Below are 17,194 nucleotides of genomic sequence, written 5' to 3'. Positions count from 1 at the left end.
ATGGATGGACGTCTCGTCAGCTATTACGGCGATGATTTTACCGGCTCGACCGACGTCATGGAGGCGTTGGCTTCGAACGGTGTCGAGACCGTGCTCTTCCTCGACATCCCAAGGCCGGAACTGCTCGCCCGCTTCAAACACTGCCGTGCGATCGGTCTCGCAGGGACGAGCCGCAGCGAAACGCCGGCGTGGATGCAGGAACATCTTGCGCCGGCCTTCGACTGGCTGAATTCGCTCGGCGCTTCGATCTGCCATTACAAGGTCTGCTCGACCTTCGATTCCAGCCCCGGGATCGGCAATATCGGCAAGGCGATCGAAATCGGCCGCGGGCGTTTCCGGCAATCGATCGTGCCTGTTATCGTCGGCGCGCCGCAATTGAAGCGCTATACGGCCTTCGGCAATCTCTTTGCCGCCTATCAGGGCCGCGTCTTCCGCATCGACCGCCACCCCGTCATGAGCCGCCATCCCGTCACGCCGATGGACGAGGCGGATCTTGCGGTCCACCTGTCGAAGCAGACCGCCCTCCCCGTCCTGCTCGCCGATCTCGTCGCGATCACTGCGGCGGACGCCGACCAACGGATCGACGCGCTGACATCGGATGGCGAAGGGATACTGCTCCTCGATGTCGACTCCGACGCAACGCAGGCGGCCGCCGGCTGGCAGGTGCTGCGGGTCACCGGTCGCTCGGGACGTTTCGTCGCCGGCTCGTCGGGGGTCGAATATGCCCTGCTCAGCGCCTGGCGGCAGGCCGGCCTGATCGGAGAGATCAGCGCCGAATTCCCTGATATCGGCCCGGTCGATCGCCTCGCCGTCGTCTCCGGCAGCGTCTCGCCGACCACCGAGCGCCAGATCTGCACGGCTGCCGAGAACGGTTTCGAGAGCATTGCGCTCGATCCGCTCGTGCTGATTTCCAATGGCGAAGGCGCCGTGGATGCGGCCGTGCAGGCGGGCGTCGGCAAGCTGAAAGAAGGCAAGAGCGTCATCCTCCATACGGCGCTTGGCCCCTCGGCGGACCGCGGCGCCGATATCGACCGGCTGCCGGGCGCCCGTCACCGGCTCGGCAGTGCGCTCGGCACGATCCTGCGGCGGCTGATCGAAGCCGAAGGGCTGTCGCGCGCGGTCGTCGCCGGCGGCGATACGTCGAGCCATGCGCTCCGGCAATTGAGGATCGACGCGCTGACGACGCTGCTGCCGCTGCCCCAGACCCCGGGTTCGCCGCTGTGCCTGGCGCATGGCGACTATGCGCCGACCAACGGCCTGCAGATCGCACTGAAAGGCGGCCAGGTCGGAACGGATGGCTATTTCGCGCAGATTCGTCTGGGAAGGAAGAACTGATGGTCGTCTGGGTCGGCACCAGCTTCAAGATGAACAAGACGGTGGAGGAAGCGCTCGCTTTCGCGCGCCGCCTCGCAGCGACCGATGGAGAACGCGATACACGCGTGCAGCGCTTCGTCATTCCCGCCTTTACCGCGGTGGGCGAAGTCAAGCGCCTGCTCGCCGAGACCTCGGTGAAGGTCGGCGCCCAGAACATGCATTGGGAAGATGCCGGCGCCTGGACCGGCGAGATTTCTCCGGTGATGCTGAAGGACTGCGAACTCGATATCGTCGAGCTCGGCCATTCCGAGCGCCGCGAACATTTCGGCGAGACCGACGAGACCGTCGGCCTCAAGGTTTCCGCCGCGCTCCGCCATGGTCTGACGCCGCTGATCTGCATCGGCGAGACCTTGCAGGAACGCCAGGAGGGGCGGGCCGATGCGGTGTTGCGGCGGCAGGTCGAGGCCGCCTTGCGGGGCGTCGATACCGAGACCGGCGAGGCTTCGATCCTGCTTGCCTACGAACCCGTCTGGGCGATCGGCGCCAAGGGTATACCGGCGACCGCCGATTACGCGTCGGAGCGGCACGGCAAGATCGCCGAGGTGGCGAGAGCCATTCTCGGCCGGGCGATGCCGGTCCTCTACGGCGGCAGCGTCAATCCTGGAAATTGCGAGGAATTGATCACCGAGCCGCATATCGACGGCCTGTTCATCGGCCGCTCCGCCTGGTCCATCGACGGTTACCTCGACATCCTCGGCCGCGTCGGCGCGGCGATCGACCGCTCATCCCCACGCCAGACGGCGAGTGAAAGGAAACTGCCATGAAGATCGCAATCGGCGCCGACAGCGCCGGCAAACCGCTATTGGATGTCATTGCCGCCCATCTCGCCGGCAAGGCGGACCTCGAAGTGCATGATCTCAGCCAGTCCGGCTTCTACGCCGATCTCTCTCAGCGCCTGGCGCAGACGATCGTCGACGGCGAACATCAGCGCGGCATCCTGCTCTGCGGCACCGGCATCGGCGTGTGCATTTCCGCCAACAAGGTGCCGGGCATTCGCGCCGCCCTCACCCACGACACGTATTCGGCGGAACGGGCGGCGAAATCGAACAATGCCCAGATCATCACGATGGGCGCGCGTGTCATCGGGCCGGAACTGGCAAAGTCGATCGTCGACGTCTGGCTTGCCTCCGAATTCGACCCGGACGGCCCGTCGGCCGGCAACGTCGAGGCGATTGACCGGCTCGACGCGGAAAAACATGGGTCTTGAACAACCAAAAAGGTGATATGGTGATTGACTCATCATACCAGTGCATGATCATATCCAGACGGAAAGATGAGGAAAACATGACCAAGATTGCTCTCTTCGGCGCCGGCGGCAAAATGGGATACCGGCTTGCCAAAAATCTCAAAGGCTCGCGCTTCCAGGTGCGCCATGTCGAGGTGAGCGACGCCGGCAAAGCACGTTTGAAGAACGATCTCGGTCTCGATTGCGTGCCGGTCGAGGCCGCCCTCGACGGGGCTGATGTGGTCATCCTCGCCGTGCCCGATACGGCGATCGGCAAGGTCGCGGCCGGTATCGTCGACAAGCTCGCATCCGGCACCATGGTGATCGCGCTCGATGCTGCCGCCCCCTTTGCCGGCCATTTGCCGAAGCGTGATGATCTCACCTATTTCGTCACCCATCCCTGCCATCCGCCGATCTTCAACGATGAGACGGATATGCAGGCCAAGAAGGACCATTTCGGCGGCCTGTTTGCCAAGCAGCACATCGTCTCGGCGCTGATGCAGGGGCCAGACAGCGCCTATGCGCTGGGCGAGGAAATAGCCAAAATCATCTGGGCGCCGGTGATGCGCTCGCACCGGGTTACGGTCGATCAGCTCGCCATGCTTGAGCCGGGCTTGTCCGAAACCGTTTGCGCCTCGCTGCTCGTCGTCATGCGCCAGGCGATGGACGAATGCGTGGCGCGCGGCGTGCCTGCAGAGGCGGCCCGCGACTTTCTGCTCGGTCATATGAACGTGCTCGGCGCAGTCATCTTCAAGGAGGTCGACGGCGTGTTCTCGGATGCCTGCAACAAGGCGATCGAGTTCGGCATCCCGGCGCTGATGCGTGACGATTGGAAAAAAGTATTCGAACCGCAGGAGATCGCCGAAAGCATCCGGCGCATCACCTGAACCGGCCTGGGGAGGCATGCCCTCCCCCTTAACCGCTCCGGGGAGACGGGGCTTCATTCACAACAGGGAGGAAAAAATGAAACTGACACGCAGACTGACACTCGCAGCCTTTGCCAGCGCGCTGGCGCTCGGAACGGCCATGCCGGCCTTTGCGGCCGACCTCATCGCCATCATCACGCCGGCGCATGACAACCCCTTCTTCAAGGCCGAAGCCGTCGGCGCCGAAGCCAAGGCGAAGGAACTCGGCTACGAGACCCTGGTCATGACCCACGACGACGACGCCAACAAGCAGTCGGAAATGATCGATACGGCCATCGGGCGCGGCGCCAAGGCGATCATTCTCGACAATGCCGGCGCGGACGCTTCCGTCGCCGCCGTCAAGAAGGCCAAGGATGCCGGCATCCCCTCCTTCCTGATCGACCGCGAGATCAACGCGACCGGCGTTGCCGTCGCCCAGATCGTCTCGAACAACTATCAGGGCGCGCAGCTCGGGGCGCAGGAATTCGTCAAGCTGATGGGCGAGAAGGGCAATTACGTCGAACTGGTGGGCAAGGAGTCCGACACGAATGCCGGCATCCGCTCGCAGGGCTATCACGACGTCATCGACGATTATCCGGAGTTGAAGTCGGTCGCCAAGCAGTCGGCCAACTGGAGCCAGACGGAAGCCTATTCGAAGATGGAAACCATCCTTCAGGCCAATCCCGATATCAAGGGCGTCATTTCAGGCAACGACACCATGGCCATGGGCGCGATCGCCGCACTCCAGGCGGCTGGCCGCAAGGATGTGATCGTCGTCGGCTTCGACGGTTCCAACGACGTGCGCGATTCCATCAAGGCGGGCGGCATCAAGGCGACCGTCTTGCAGCCCGCCTATGCGCAGGCCCAGTTGGCGGTGGAACAGGCCGACGCCTACATCAAGAACAAGACGACGCCGAAGGAAGAGAAACAGCTGATGGATTGCGTTCTCATCAATGCCGACAATTCCGGCAAGCTCGAGACCTTCGCCCTGACGAATTGATCAGCACCAATTGCGGAGGGTGCAGCGTTGCGCCCTCCGCAATGCATTTTGCAAGACGTCGAGGTTCACCCGTATGTTGAGAATGAAGGGCGCCCTGGTCGCTGCCATCGTGGCGGCGGCCCTGCCCGGTTGCAAGATCATCAAGACGCCGACCGCTGAGGAAAAAGCGGCTGAAGTGGCCAAGACCGCCTTCGATCCGAATGCCAAGGTCGAGGCGATCTGGCAGCCTGACGTCGTGCCCTATTTCGAAAAGCGCGCCGGCGAGCTGAAGGACGTCATGCAGCTCGTTGCCACGAGCCCCGATGCCGCGGGCGAAAAATACGGCAATCCGCGCAAGCAGAGCAGTTCGCCCTGGACCTATGCGGTGAAGATCACCGGCAAGGTCGTCGCAGCCGACACGGCTTCGCGCGCGGCAACGCTCGATGTCGACGCCGATGGCGACGGCAAGGCCGATGCCAAGGTGCAGATCGGGCCGGCGCTGCGCGGCACCGCACTGCGCGACACGCTGGAATTCGTCAACTTCAACGAATTCAAGAACCAGATCGAATGGGCGCAGTTCGGCAAGGCGTTCAACGAGAAAGCCAATACCGCTTTTCTCGCCGCCGTTCCCCGCGACGGTCTGACCGGCAAGACGGTGACCGTGATCGGCGCCTTTCCGTTGCCGAAAAGCGGAGAGCTTCCGCTCGTCACCCCTTCGGAACTGAAGGTGGGCTCATGACGGCGGCAGAGGCACGAGAGGACGATATCATCCTGCGCCTCGACGACGTGTCGAAGGTCTATTCCGGCATCGTCGCTGTCAAGCGCGCCAATCTGGAGCTGCGCCGCGGCGCGGTGAACGTTCTGGTCGGCGAGAACGGCGCCGGCAAATCGACGCTGATGAAGATCATCGCCGGCGTCGAGCGCCCGACGCTTGGCCGCATCATCCTGGACGGCGAGACGGTCTCCTTCGACAGCCCGGCCGCCGCGCAGGCGCACGGCATCGGCATGATCTTCCAGGAGCTCAATCTCTTCGCCAACATGTCGGTCGCCGAAAACATCTTCGCAAGGCGAGAGATCACCCGCGGCCTGTTCGGCATCGATCACAAGGCGCAGGTCGAGAAGGCCAATGAATTTCTCAGGCGCCTCGATGCCGGCATCGAGGCGGATACGATGGTCGAGGACTTGCCGATCGGCCAGCAGCAGTTGGTCGAGATCGCCAAGGCGATGTCGCTCAATGCCCGCATCCTGATCATGGACGAGCCGACATCGGCGTTGTCGGCGGCCGAAGTCGAAATCCTGTTCAAGGTGATCGCCGAGCTGAAGGCTCAGGGTGTGGCGATCGTCTATATCTCGCACCGGCTGGAAGAGTTGATGCGGATCGGCGACTACATAACGGTGCTGCGCGACGGCCAGATCACCGGCCATGCCATGGTGCGCGATATCGACACGCGCTGGATCGTGCGCTCGATGATCGGCTCGGACGCCAAGGATTTCGCGAAATCCGTCACCCATTCCGTCGGCGATGAAGTCTTCCGCGCCGAAAATATCAGCCTTCCAAGACCAACCGGCGGGCTGGCGGTCAATGACGTCTCCCTTTCGGTCAAGGCAGGCGAGATCCTTGGCATCTACGGCCTGATGGGCGCCGGGCGCAGCGAATTCTTCGAATGCGTGATCGGGCGCCATACGCATTCGACCGGCAGGATCTTCATCGACGGCAAGGAAGTGCGCGCCCGCGACACAACGCGGCGCATCCGCCGCGGCCTTGCGCTGATCCCGGAAGACCGGCAGCGGGAGGGGCTGGTGCAGGTGCTCTCGATCGCCTCGAACCTGACGCTCGCAAGCCTGTCGCGCTTCACCCGTCTCTTCCATATCGACAGCGGCGCGGAAAAGAACGCCATTCAGGAGGCGATTCGGGATCTCTCCATCAAGGCGCCGAACCCGGATTTCGAGGTCACCTCGATGTCCGGCGGCAACCAGCAGAAGGTCGTCATCGGTAAGGCGCTGATGACCAATCCGAAGGTGCTGCTGATGGATGAGCCGAGCCGCGGCATCGATGTCGGCGCCAAGGCCGACGTCTTCCGCACCATGCGCCGGCTGGCGGCAAACGGGCTCGCCATCCTGTTTTCGACCTCCGACCTCGAAGAGGTCATGGCGCTATCCGATCGCATCGCGGTCTTGAGTAATGGGCATCTGGTCGCCGTCTTCGACAGGGACGAGGCGACGGAGGAGGCCATTATCGCGGCCTCGGCCAAGGGACACGGACATCAAGGGAAACTCGCGTCATGATGGCGGCAACCTCAACCACTCTTGCGCCGAAGGGCGCCAACGGCTCGGCGCTTCTGACGCTGATGAAGCTCAGGACCTTCATCGCGCTGTTCGCCGTCATCATCTTCTTTGCGATCTTCGCGCCGAACTTCACCTCGACCGCGAACATGATCCTGATGTCGAAACATGTGGCGCTGAACGCCTTCCTGGCGATGGGCATGACCTTCGTCATCATCACCGGTGGCATCGACCTCTCCGTCGGCTCGATCGTCGGCCTGTGCGGCATGGTTGCCGGCGGCCTGATCCTCTACGGCATCGAATTGCCGATCGGCTACACCATCTATTTCAACCTCTTCGAGATCGTGCTGATCACGCTGTCGATCGGCCTTATCATCGGCCTCATCAACGGCCTGTTGATCACCAAGCTCAACGTCGCGCCGTTCATCGCCACGCTCGGCACGCTGTATGTCGCCCGCGGCCTGGCGCTGCTATCGTCCGATGGCCAGACCTTTCCCAACCTCGTCGGTCGGCCGGAATATGCCACGACCGGCTTCGATTTCTTCGGCGCCGGACGCATTCTCGGCCTGCCGGTGTCGATCTGGATCCTGATCGTGCTGGCGCTGGCGGCCGCCTATGTCGCTCGCTCGACGCCGATCGGACGCCACATCTTCGCCGTCGGCGGCAATGAACGGGCGGCGCGCATGTCCGGCATCCGCGTCGATGTCGTGAAAATCTTCGTCTATATGTTCTCCGGCCTTTGCGCGGCGATCGTCGGCGTCGTCATTTCATCAGAATTGATGGCCGCCCATCCGGCCACCGGCGAGAGCTTCGAACTCAATGCGATCGCGGCAGCCGTTCTCGGCGGCACCTCGATGTCGGGCGGGCGCGGCACGATCGGCGGCACGATCATCGGCGCCTTCGTCATCGGCATTCTCTCTGACGGGCTTGTTATGATGGGCGTCTCCTCCTTCTGGCAGATGGTCATCAAGGGCCTCGTCATCATCATTGCCGTGGTCGTCGACCAGGCGCAGCGCCGCCTGCAGCAGCGCGTCACGCTGATGCAGATGGCGAAGGCAGGTTGATATGACCGTGTTGAAAGGCGCGTTGATCGGCTGCGGCTTCTTTGCGATCAACCAGATGCATGCCTGGAAAGATGTCGAAGGTGCCGAGATCGTCGCGATCTGCGACCGCGATCCGGAACGGCTGAAGCTCGTCGGCGACCAGTTCGGCATCGAGCGGCGCTACAGCGATGCCGAGGTGATGTTTGCCGATGGCGGCTTCGATTTCGTCGATATCGCCACCACCGTCCAGAGCCACCGCACGCTGGTGGAAATGGCCGCCCGGAATAAGGTGCCGGCCATCTGCCAGAAGCCCTTCGCCAAGACGCTGTCGGATGCCAAGGCAATGGTCGAGGCTTGCCGCAATGCCGGCGTGGCGCTGATGGTGCACGAGAATTTCCGCTGGCAGACGCCGATCCAGGCGGTCCGCAAGGCGCTCGACGCCGGCGCGATCGGCACGCCCTTCTGGGGCCGCTTCTCCTTCCGCTCGGGTTACGACGTTTTCTCCGGCCAGCCCTATCTGGCCGAGGGCGAGCGGTTCATCATCGAAGATCTGGGCATCCATACGCTGGATATCGCCCGCTATATCCTCGGCGACGTCAATTCGCTGACCGCCCGCACCAGGCGGGTCAATCCTAAAATCAAGGGTGAGGACGTCGCGACCATCCTGCTCGATCACGAAAACGGCGCCACCTCGGTCGTCGATGTCAGCTACGCCACCAAGCTTTCCAAAGAGCCCTTCCCCGAGACCCTGATCGAACTCGACGGCGCCGAGGGTACGATCCGCCTCAGCCAGGGGTATGGCCTCGAAATCACCAACGGCAGGGGCACGACCAGGATGGATGTCTCGCCAAAGCTGCTGTCCTGGGCCTCGCGACCCTGGCACAATATCCAGGAGAGCGTCTATGCGATCCAGCAGCATTGGGTCGACCAGCTCAGGCCCGGCGCGGAACATTCGACCTCGGGCGCCGACAATCTGAAGACATTCGCGCTTGTCGAAGCCGCCTATGACAGTGCTTCCAGGGGGCAGACGATCGATGTCCGGGCGATGCTGCGATGACGGCCGATGCCTTTCAGCTTTACGGCACCCATTCTTTGGAAAGGCCGCCGGTTCGCCTGACGGCGGGAAAGCTGACGGCCGATCTCGCCGATGGCAGCCTTCGCTCCATCCGCTACCAGGGAATCGAGGTGCTGCGGGCGATTTCCTACCTCGTCCGCGACCGGGACTGGGGCACTTATAGCCCCGGCATAGCCGATCTCCGGATCGATCAGGGCGAAGGTCGTTTCGATGTCGCTTACCGGGCGACTTGCGAGGCGCCCGACGGAACGAGCCTTGTCATTGAGGTTCGCATCAGGGCAGATCAGGACCGGCTCGACTTCGAGGCCGAAGCCATTTCGGAAACCGGCTTCGAGACCAACCGCTGCGGCTTCTGCATCCTGCACCCGATCGTCGGCGTTGCCGGGGCAACGGCAACGGTCGAACACGTCGACGGCCGGATCGTCGAGACGCGCTTTCCCGATGTCATCGAGCCCTGGCAGCCGTTCAAAGATATGCGCGCCATTTCCCATAAGGTCGCGGCTAATGTTAGGGCGGAATGCCGCATGGAAGGCGACACCTTCGAAATGGAGGATCAGCGGAACTGGTCCGATGCCTCCTACAAGACCTATGTCCGGCCGCTCGCTCTGCCCTGGCCCTACCGGCTTCCTGCCAGCCAACCGGTTCGGCAGAAGACGTCGCTGATTATCAGGGATACCGGCCCTTCCGCACTGCTCGCAGCCGCGGCGTCGAGCGGAGCAATCAGGCTCGAATTCGGAACAAGGACCGGCGCCATGCCCGATATCGGCGTGGTCGTGACGCCGGAGGAGGCCGATGCAACGCTCGCGGCCCGGTCGCCGCTGTTGGAGATCGCGCCTCGGGAACTGCTCTTCCATTTCGATCCGAATGCCGGAGATGACGCCGAAGCGCTGCAGAAATTTGCCGCGATCACCGCCGCCTATCGCGGCCGCACGGTGCTGGAGATCGCGCTTGCCTGCAAGTCGTCGCCATCGAGCGAAGCGGCCGAGATCGCCCGCCAGATGCAGCGCGCGGATTTCCGGCCGGATGCGATCCTGATCTCGCCTTCCGTCGATCGGCAGTCGACACCACCGGGCAGCAAATGGCCGGACTGCCCTCCCCTCGAAGAGATCTATGCCGCGGCCCGCGCCGCCTTCCCCGGCATGCGCATCGGCGGCGGCATGCTCAGCTATTTCACCGAGCTCAACCGCAAGCGCGTGCCGGCAAGCGAGATCGATTTCGTCAGCCATTGCACCAACCCGATCGTGCATGCGGCCGACGATCTCAGCGTCATGCAGACCTTAGAGGCGCTGCCCTTCATCACCCGATCCGTCCGCGCGATCTACGGCGACAAGCCCTATCGCATCGGCCCATCGACGATCCCGATGCGGCAGAACCCCTATGGCAGCCGCACCATGGACAATCCGTCCGGCGGGCGTATTCCCATGGCCAACCGTGACCCCCGCCATAACGGGTGTTTCGCCGAGGCCTTTGCGCTGGGCTACGCCATCCGCGTGCTGGACGCCGGCCTCGAATGCCTGACGCTTTCGGCCCTGACCGGTCCTTTCGGGCTGATCGCCGGTCCTGACGAACCGGTCGAGCAAGGCGGGCGGCGGCCACTGTTCAACACCGTGCGGACTTTGTCGGCGCTGGCGGGCGCCGCCTGGCAGGAATGCGTCTCCTCCTCCCCCTCCGAGGTGCTGTCTTTCGTTGCCAGGGATGCCGCAGGCGCCAGGCTTCATATCGTCAATCTGACCGGCGAGAACCGGACGGTCGATTGCAGCGCATGCCGGCCGGCGGATTTGGACAAACAGTTGCTGCTCGCACCATTCGCCACCGCGGTCATGCCGCTGGCGGATTGACGTTCTGGGCGCCAGCCGCATCTATGCAGTCGGAGCTCGTTCTGGGGAGGATCGGCGTGAAGACGAAGAAGCTTATCAATGCAGGCGCGGATGCCGTCGATGAGATGCTGCAAGGCGTCCTCGCGGCGCATCCCGAGCATCTCTATGCCGTGGAGGACATGCCGCGCGCCATCATTGCCAGAAACGGGCCGCGCCAGGGCAAGGTCGGGCTGGTGATCGGCGGCGGCTCCGGGCACGAGCCGACATTCCTCGGCTATGTCGGCAGGGGGCTGGCCGATGCTGCCGCAATCGGCAATGTCTTCGCCTCGCCGCCGCCCGATCCGATCATCGCCTGCGCCAAGGCGGTTGACGGCGGCGTCGGCGTGCTCTTCATGTACGGCAATTATGCCGGAGACGTCATGAATTTCGACATGGCCGCCGAAATGCTGGCACTCGACGATATTGAAGTGCGCACCGTGCTGACTACCGACGACGTGGCGTCTGCCCCTGCCGACCAGAGCGCCAGGCGGCGCGGCGTTGCCGGCAACGTCTTCATCTTCAAGGCCGCCGGTGCTGCCTGCGATCTTCTTTATTCTTTCAACGAGGTCGAGCGCGCCGCCCGCCATGCCAATGCGCGAACCTATACGATGGGCGTGGCACTCTCGCCCTGCTCGCTGCCCCAGACTTTGAAGCCGAACTTCCTGATCGGCGAGGAGGAGATGGAGATCGGCATGGGCATCCATGGCGAGCCCGGCGTTGCCCGAGAACCGCTGGGAACGGCCGATGCGGTGACCGACGAGTTGATGGACAACCTTCTCCGCGAAATGAAGGCCGAGCGGGGCGACCGGGTTGCGGTGCTCGTCAACTCGCTGGGCTCCACGCCGATGATGGAGCTCTACATCATGATGCGACGTGCCAAGGCGCGGCTCGATGAGGCCGGGCTCGTCATCCATACCTCGCTCGTCGGCAATTACTGCACCTCGCTCGAAATGGCCGGCGCTTCGATCACGCTCATGCATCTCGATGACGAGCTTCGGCGGCTGATCGACCATCCCTGCGATTGCGCCATGTTCCGGAGGTGATCGATGGCGATCACGACCAAAGACCTGCAGCACCTCTTTGCCCTGATCGCCGCCGATATCGCGGCACAGCGCGACCATCTCTGTGAGCTGGATGGCGCGATCGGTGATGGCGATCACGGTCTTGCCATGGATGCCGGCTGTGAGGCGGCGGCCAAGGCGGTCGGCGCGCTCGACCCCGCGCAGACTGCGCCGACGGCCGTCTTCAACGCGGCGGCAAAGGTATTCCTGAATGCGGTCGGCGCGTCTTCCGGCCCGCTCTATGCCACGGCCTTCATGCGCGCCGGAGCGGCAGTCAAAGACAGGCCTGAACTCAGCGATGACGACTTCCTGCGCGCTTTCGCGGCGATGGCGCAAGGCATTCAGGAGCGCGGCAAGGCGGAGCCCGGCGAGAAGACGATGGTCGATGCCTGGAAACCTGCGGCCGATGCGGCGCTCGATGCCTGGCAGCCGGGAACAGCCTTTCCCCGATGTTTCGAAATGGCAGAGCGGGCAGCGCGCCAAGGCTGCGAAGCGACCAGAAATATGACAGCGGCCAAGGGACGGGCGTCGCGGCTGGGAGAACGGGCAGTTGGGCATATCGATCCGGGTGCTGCCTCCGCCGTCATTGTCATTGCTGCTATCGCAAAATTCGTCCAGCAGCATGATGGTTAGCTCATCATACCAGTTGACATGTAAATGATCATCTGCGACAAGGGGCCGGCTTATCAAGAGGAGGACGGTAATGCTGACCCTATCCGCGAAATTGAAGACTGCGAGCATCGTCGCGATGGCCATGGCATCTTTCGCCGCGACGCCGGTTCTGGCCGAAGACATCACGCTCTGGACCCTCAACTTCGACAACAATGCCGCCAACGGCGCGCTGAAGAAGGTGGCGACGGATTTCGAAGCGGCGAACCCGGGAACGCATGTCGAGATCGTTCAGCGCGCCGTCGACGAGCACAAGACGGCGCTGCGCGTGGCGGCCGGCTCCGACAAGGGACCCGACATCTATTTCAGCTGGGCGGGCCTTGGCCTTGGCGGCGAATATGTGAAGGCCGGCCTCTCCCTGCCGCTCGACAAATATTACACCGAATACAAGTGGACCGACGAATTGCTGCCGTCGGCTGCGGCCTTCGCTGATCTCTATTCCGGCGGCAAACACGGCGTCCCCTTCACCTTCAAGGGCGAAGCCGTCTATTACAACAAGAAGCTTTTCGAGCAGGCCGGCATCACAGAAGAGCCGAAGACCTATGAGGAGCTTCTCGCCGCCGCCGAGAAGCTGAAGGCCGCGGGCATTCCCGCCTTCACCTTCGGCGGCACGGTCAACTGGCACGTCATGCGCCTGATGGACGTCATCCTCGAAACCAAGTGCGGCGCCGAAAAGCACGACGCGCTGAAGGCGATGACGCTGGACTGGACCAAGGAGCCCTGCGCGACGGACGCCTTCGCCGAATTCGCCAAGTGGACCAAGGACTATACGCTGCAGCCCTTCATGGGCATTGACAACAAGCAGTCCTACAGCCTCTTTACCGCGGGCCGCGCGGCGATGATGCTGGAAGGCGACTGGCTGGTCAGCCAGCTCAACGGCTCGGGCGCCAATCTCGACGATTACGGCATCTTCCCCTTCCCGACCAATACCGAACGTCTCTATGGCTTCGCCGAGTACAATTACATCAGCACCAAGAGCAAGAATCCCGACATCGCCGCCAAGTTCCTCGACTATTTCCTGTCGACGAAGGTGCAGCAGGATCTGCTCGGCCAGCTGAGCTCGACCTCCGTCAACAAGAACGTCCAATATGCCAACCAGAAGCCGCTCGAGGCGGAATGGCTGGGGATCTTCCAGAAATACGGCAAGGTCTACATGAACGGCGACCAGGCCTTCCCGCTCGATGTCACGACGGAATATTTCCGCGTCATCAACGACGTCGCCTCCGGCAACACCGAACCGGCCGAGGCGGCCAAGCAGCTGCAGAGCTTCATCGCAGGCAGAAGCTGATTCCTCCCAAGCGCCGGTCGATCGACCTTTGAGTTGATCGACCGGCACATCCTTTCGTGAGCTGGCGCAAGCGCCCCACCAGGAGGAAAGCATGTCACTTCGACAATCGACACACGATCCGCGCATGCAGGCGGCCATCTTGCTGGTGCCGGCGCTGGCGATCTACGCGGTCTTCGCGCTCTACCCGATGCTCAACGTCGTCATCCTGAGCTTCCAAAAGTGGAATGGGCTCGATGCCAACCGGCAGTTCGTGGGCATGGCCAATTATTCGGCGATCTTCACCCGCGACCCTGTCTTCTGGGTCGCCTTCCGCAACACGGTGATCTGGACCCTGATGAGCCTGATCTTCCCGCCGCTGGTCGGCCTGTTGCTGGCGCTCAGCCTCAACCAGAAGATCTTCGGCCGCAACGGGTTGCGCGCCATCTTCTACCTGCCGGTCATCATCGCGCCGATCGCCGTCGCCACCATGTGGAAGTGGATGTACGATCCCTTCTTCGGCCTCTTCGCCCAGCTGCTGACCTCCTGGGGCATGCAGGGCTGGATCAAGGACTGGCTCGGCAACAAGGATATCGCGCTCTACTCCGTTTTCGTCGCCTATCTCTGGCAGACGGTCGGCTTCTCCATGGTGCTGTTCCTGGCCGGATTGCAGAACGTCTCGCAGACGCTGGTCGAGGCGGCGCGCATCGATGGCGCCGGCCGCTGGGCGGTGTTCAAGCATGTAACGCTGCCGGCGCTGCGGCCGACGATCACCATCGTTCTCGTTCTTTCCGTCATCTCGTCGCTGAAGGCCTTCGACATCGTCTACGGCCTGACCGGCGGCGGCCCGGCCCAATCCACCCAGATGCTGGCGCTCTGGGCCTTCACCCAGGCCATGCAGATCTTCGATTTCGGCCGGGGCGCGGCAATCTCCGTCGTCCTGCTGCTGATCACCATGGCCGTCGTCATCCCCTATCTGAGATGGACCCAGAGGCATGAGGAGGTCGAATCGTGACAGCAGTGCCGAGCGATACCGCCGCCGTGCATGCCGACGTCCAGCCGTCGTCGATGAAGCGTGACCCCGTCCTGATCGGTCTCTGGATCGCGCTCGTTCTCGTGGCGCTCGTCTGGGTGGCGCCCTTCATCTTCATCGTCTTCACCTCGCTGAAGACGCCGGCGGCGGTGACGAGCACCGGCGCCTTCATGCCGCCGACCGAGCTTGCCTATGACAATTACAGCGCTGCCTGGAGCCGCGGCAATTTCGCCAACTCCTTCTTCAACAGCGTCATCATCACCGTCATCAAGGTGCCGCTCGGCCTGTTCCTCTCGGCCATGGCCGCCTATGCGCTGGCCAAGATCAGGCTGAGGATCTCAAAGGCGCTGCTGCTTCTCGTCGTCTTCGGCACGATGATCCCCTTTCAGGTGATGCTGGCGCCGCTCTTCACGCTCGTCAATTCCTTCGGGCTGATCGACACCTATCCCGGCGTCATCCTGCCCTATATCGCCTTCGGTGTTCCCTATCAGGTCTTCATCCTGCACGGCTTCTTCAAGAGCATTCCGAAGGAGCTGTCGGAAGCGGCCCTGATCGACGGCGCAAGCCATTTCACCATCTTCCGCAGGATCTTCCTGCCGGTCTGCCTGCCGGTGCTTGCCGCGCTGCTCATCCTCGATTTCGTCTCCACCTGGAACGAATTTGCCATGGCGCTGGTGCTGCTGCAGGACCAACACATGTGGACCCTGCCGCTCGGCCTGATGTCGTTCCAGGGGCAGTTCTCCAGCAACTACGGCCAGCTCAACGCGGCGATCGTCATGACCGTGCTTCCGGCAACGATCGTTTATCTCATGTTCCAGCGCTACTTCGTCTCCGGCCTCACCTCCGGCGCCGTCAAGGGCTGATCGCGAAATTTTCCTACGAGGAGAGACAGAATGTCCGATGCAACAGTCGAAAAATGGGGTGTGTTCGAGGCCGCCTTCGAGGGGCCTGCGGCAGGCAATCCCTATCTCGACGTGGCGTTCGATGCCGTGTTCACCCAGAAGAGCCGCGAGGTTCGCGTGCCGGGCTTCTATGACGGCAACGGTACCTACCGCATCCGCTTCATGCCCGACAGCGAGGGCGAGTGGTTGTTCAAGACGCGCTCCAAGACCGCAGCCCTCGACGGCAAGACCGGCGCCTTGATCGCGACCGCCCCTTCATCAGGCAATCACGGCCCGGTGCGGGTGCGCAACAAATTCCACTTCGCCTATGCCGACGGCACGCCGTTCCTCTCCTTCGGAACGACCTGCTATGCCTGGACGCACCAGCCGCTCGACATGCAGAAGCAGACGCTGGAGACGCTGAAGAAGGCGCGCTTCAACAAGATGCGCATGGGCGTTTTTCCGAAGGATTACCCCTATAACGTCAATGAGCCGCTGCACGCCTGCTTCGAGCGCGGCGCGGACGGCAAGGAAGATTTCGACCGCCCGAACCCCGCGGCCTTCCAGCATTTCGAAAAACAGGTCGCGGCCCTTTGCGACCTCGGCATCGAAGCCGATATCATCATCTTCCACCCCTATGATCGCTGGGGTTATGCCGACATGTCGGCGGCGCAGGATTTCCGCTATGTCGAATATCTCGCCGCCCGTCTTGCCGCCTACCGGAACGTCTGGTGGTCGCTCGCCAACGAATATGATTTCCTGATCGACACCAAGCCGATGGCGCAATGGGACCGCTACTTCCACATCCTGGAGGAAAACGATCCCTACCAGCATCTGCGCTCCATCCATAATGGCGACGTGACGGCGAATTTCGATCACCGCAAGCCGTGGGTCACCCACACCTGCATTCAGAACCCCGACGTCAAGCGCACCCAGGAATGGCGCAACGCCTATGGCAAGCCTGTCGTCAACGACGAGCCGGAATATGAGGGCGACATCCTGCAGTCCTGGGGCAATCTCCATGCCGGCGAACTGGTGCACCGCTTCTGGATCACCATGGCGCGCGGCGGTTATGCCGGCCATGGCGAGACCTACTCCCATCCCGAGGATCTGATCTGGTGGGCCAAGGGCGGGGAACTCCGCGGCGAAGCCTGGAAGCGGATCGGCTTCCTGCGTGATCTGCTGGAGGCCGACGTCAAGCACGGCCTCGAACCGCTCGGCGTCATCGGCGAATGGCCCTGGTCGCGGGTGTCGGGCGCGCGTGACGGCGACGGCGATTTCCGCCTGATCTATTTCGGCGAGCATCAGCCGGTCGTCTGGTCGACCGGCCTGCCCGTCGATGGCGACGATTACGATGTCGATATCATCGACACCTGGGAGATGACGATCGCGCCGGCCGAGAAAGTGGCCGCACCCGTTCCGCATCCGACGCGCCACGGCTCGGTCGTGCGCGGCGGCAAGCCGGACGCCGCCTTCGGCGTCAAAATCCCGCGCAAGCCGTTCCAGGCGCTGCGCGTGCGCAGGAAGCGATAGAGGATAGGTCCCA

Annotated in this window: 16 protein-coding genes; all 16 read left to right on the top strand. The window is 62.9% G+C overall.

Translation table 11 applies throughout. The annotated features are described in order from the left end of the window. The gene (locus tag ATY75_RS14415) at positions 1-1,335 is read left to right on the top strand and encodes a four-carbon acid sugar kinase family protein (protein ID WP_088938118.1); all 1,335 of its coding nucleotides are present in this window, start codon (positions 1-3) and stop codon (positions 1,333-1,335) included. Next, entirely contained in the window at positions 1,335-2,138 is an 804-nt protein-coding gene (locus tag ATY75_RS14410; RefSeq protein ID WP_088938079.1) for a triose-phosphate isomerase, read from the top strand. The genes ATY75_RS14415 and ATY75_RS14410 overlap by 1 nt, the downstream gene beginning before the upstream one ends. After that, positions 2,135-2,581, top strand: a complete 447-nt coding sequence (locus ATY75_RS14405) for an RpiB/LacA/LacB family sugar-phosphate isomerase (RefSeq protein ID WP_088938078.1) — start codon at positions 2,135-2,137, stop codon at positions 2,579-2,581. Before ATY75_RS14410 ends, ATY75_RS14405 begins: the two co-directional genes overlap by 4 nt. A gap of 77 nt (positions 2,582-2,658) precedes the next feature. Next, positions 2,659-3,486: a phosphogluconate dehydrogenase C-terminal domain-containing protein gene (locus ATY75_RS14400; protein WP_088938077.1), complete on the top strand. Its 828-nt coding sequence runs from the start codon at positions 2,659-2,661 to the stop codon at positions 3,484-3,486. Between the two features lie 76 nt (positions 3,487-3,562). Further along, on the top strand, positions 3,563-4,504 hold the full coding sequence (locus ATY75_RS14395) for a D-ribose ABC transporter substrate-binding protein (RefSeq protein ID WP_003592022.1): 942 nt from the start codon (positions 3,563-3,565) through the stop codon (positions 4,502-4,504). Positions 4,505-4,577: 73 nt separating this feature from the next. After that, entirely contained in the window at positions 4,578-5,222 is a 645-nt protein-coding gene (locus ATY75_RS14390; RefSeq protein WP_088938076.1) for a DUF2291 domain-containing protein, read from the top strand. Continuing rightward, positions 5,219-6,769: a sugar ABC transporter ATP-binding protein gene (locus ATY75_RS14385; RefSeq protein WP_088938075.1), complete on the top strand. Its 1,551-nt coding sequence runs from the start codon at positions 5,219-5,221 to the stop codon at positions 6,767-6,769. The genes ATY75_RS14390 and ATY75_RS14385 overlap by 4 nt, the downstream gene beginning before the upstream one ends. Next, the gene (locus ATY75_RS14380; protein WP_054185406.1) at positions 6,766-7,830 is read left to right on the top strand and encodes an ABC transporter permease; all 1,065 of its coding nucleotides are present in this window, start codon (positions 6,766-6,768) and stop codon (positions 7,828-7,830) included. The genes ATY75_RS14385 and ATY75_RS14380 overlap by 4 nt, the downstream gene beginning before the upstream one ends. A gap of 1 nt (position 7,831) precedes the next feature. Then, complete coding sequence (locus ATY75_RS14375; protein ID WP_088938074.1) at positions 7,832-8,866, top strand: Gfo/Idh/MocA family oxidoreductase; 1,035 nt, start codon at positions 7,832-7,834, stop codon at positions 8,864-8,866. Continuing rightward, the gene (locus ATY75_RS14370) at positions 8,863-10,722 is read left to right on the top strand and encodes a hypothetical protein (protein ID WP_088938073.1); all 1,860 of its coding nucleotides are present in this window, start codon (positions 8,863-8,865) and stop codon (positions 10,720-10,722) included. Before ATY75_RS14375 ends, ATY75_RS14370 begins: the two co-directional genes overlap by 4 nt. A 56-nt stretch (positions 10,723-10,778) precedes the next feature. Further along, positions 10,779-11,783 carry a dihydroxyacetone kinase subunit DhaK gene (locus tag ATY75_RS14365; RefSeq protein ID WP_088938117.1) on the top strand — a complete coding sequence of 335 codons (1,005 nt, stop codon included), beginning with the start codon at positions 10,779-10,781 and terminating at the stop codon, positions 11,781-11,783. A 3-nt stretch (positions 11,784-11,786) separates the two neighbouring features. Beyond that, positions 11,787-12,434 (top strand): dihydroxyacetone kinase subunit DhaL, encoded by a 648-nt coding sequence (gene dhaL, locus ATY75_RS14360; protein ID WP_088938072.1) that lies wholly within the window; start codon positions 11,787-11,789, stop codon positions 12,432-12,434. Positions 12,435-12,504: 70 nt separating this feature from the next. Beyond that, on the top strand, positions 12,505-13,758 hold the full coding sequence (locus ATY75_RS14355) for an extracellular solute-binding protein (RefSeq protein WP_088938071.1): 1,254 nt from the start codon (positions 12,505-12,507) through the stop codon (positions 13,756-13,758). Positions 13,759-13,849: 91 nt separating this feature from the next. Then, positions 13,850-14,749: a sugar ABC transporter permease gene (locus ATY75_RS14350; protein ID WP_037147108.1), complete on the top strand. Its 900-nt coding sequence runs from the start codon at positions 13,850-13,852 to the stop codon at positions 14,747-14,749. Further along, the gene (locus ATY75_RS14345) at positions 14,746-15,630 is read left to right on the top strand and encodes a carbohydrate ABC transporter permease (RefSeq protein ID WP_088938070.1); all 885 of its coding nucleotides are present in this window, start codon (positions 14,746-14,748) and stop codon (positions 15,628-15,630) included. The genes ATY75_RS14350 and ATY75_RS14345 overlap by 4 nt, the downstream gene beginning before the upstream one ends. Before the next feature lie 30 nt (positions 15,631-15,660). Beyond that, a complete protein-coding gene (locus ATY75_RS14340; RefSeq protein ID WP_088938069.1) occupies positions 15,661-17,181 on the top strand; it encodes a DUF5060 domain-containing protein in 1,521 nt (506 codons plus the stop codon). Positions 17,182-17,194 lie beyond the last annotated feature (13 nt).

It is taken from the genome of Rhizobium sp. N122 (assembly GCF_002211295.1).
Lineage (GTDB): Bacteria > Pseudomonadota > Alphaproteobacteria > Rhizobiales > Rhizobiaceae > Rhizobium.
Note: the sequence above shows the minus strand (reverse complement) of the source record. Positions and strands in the feature narration are given on the sequence as shown.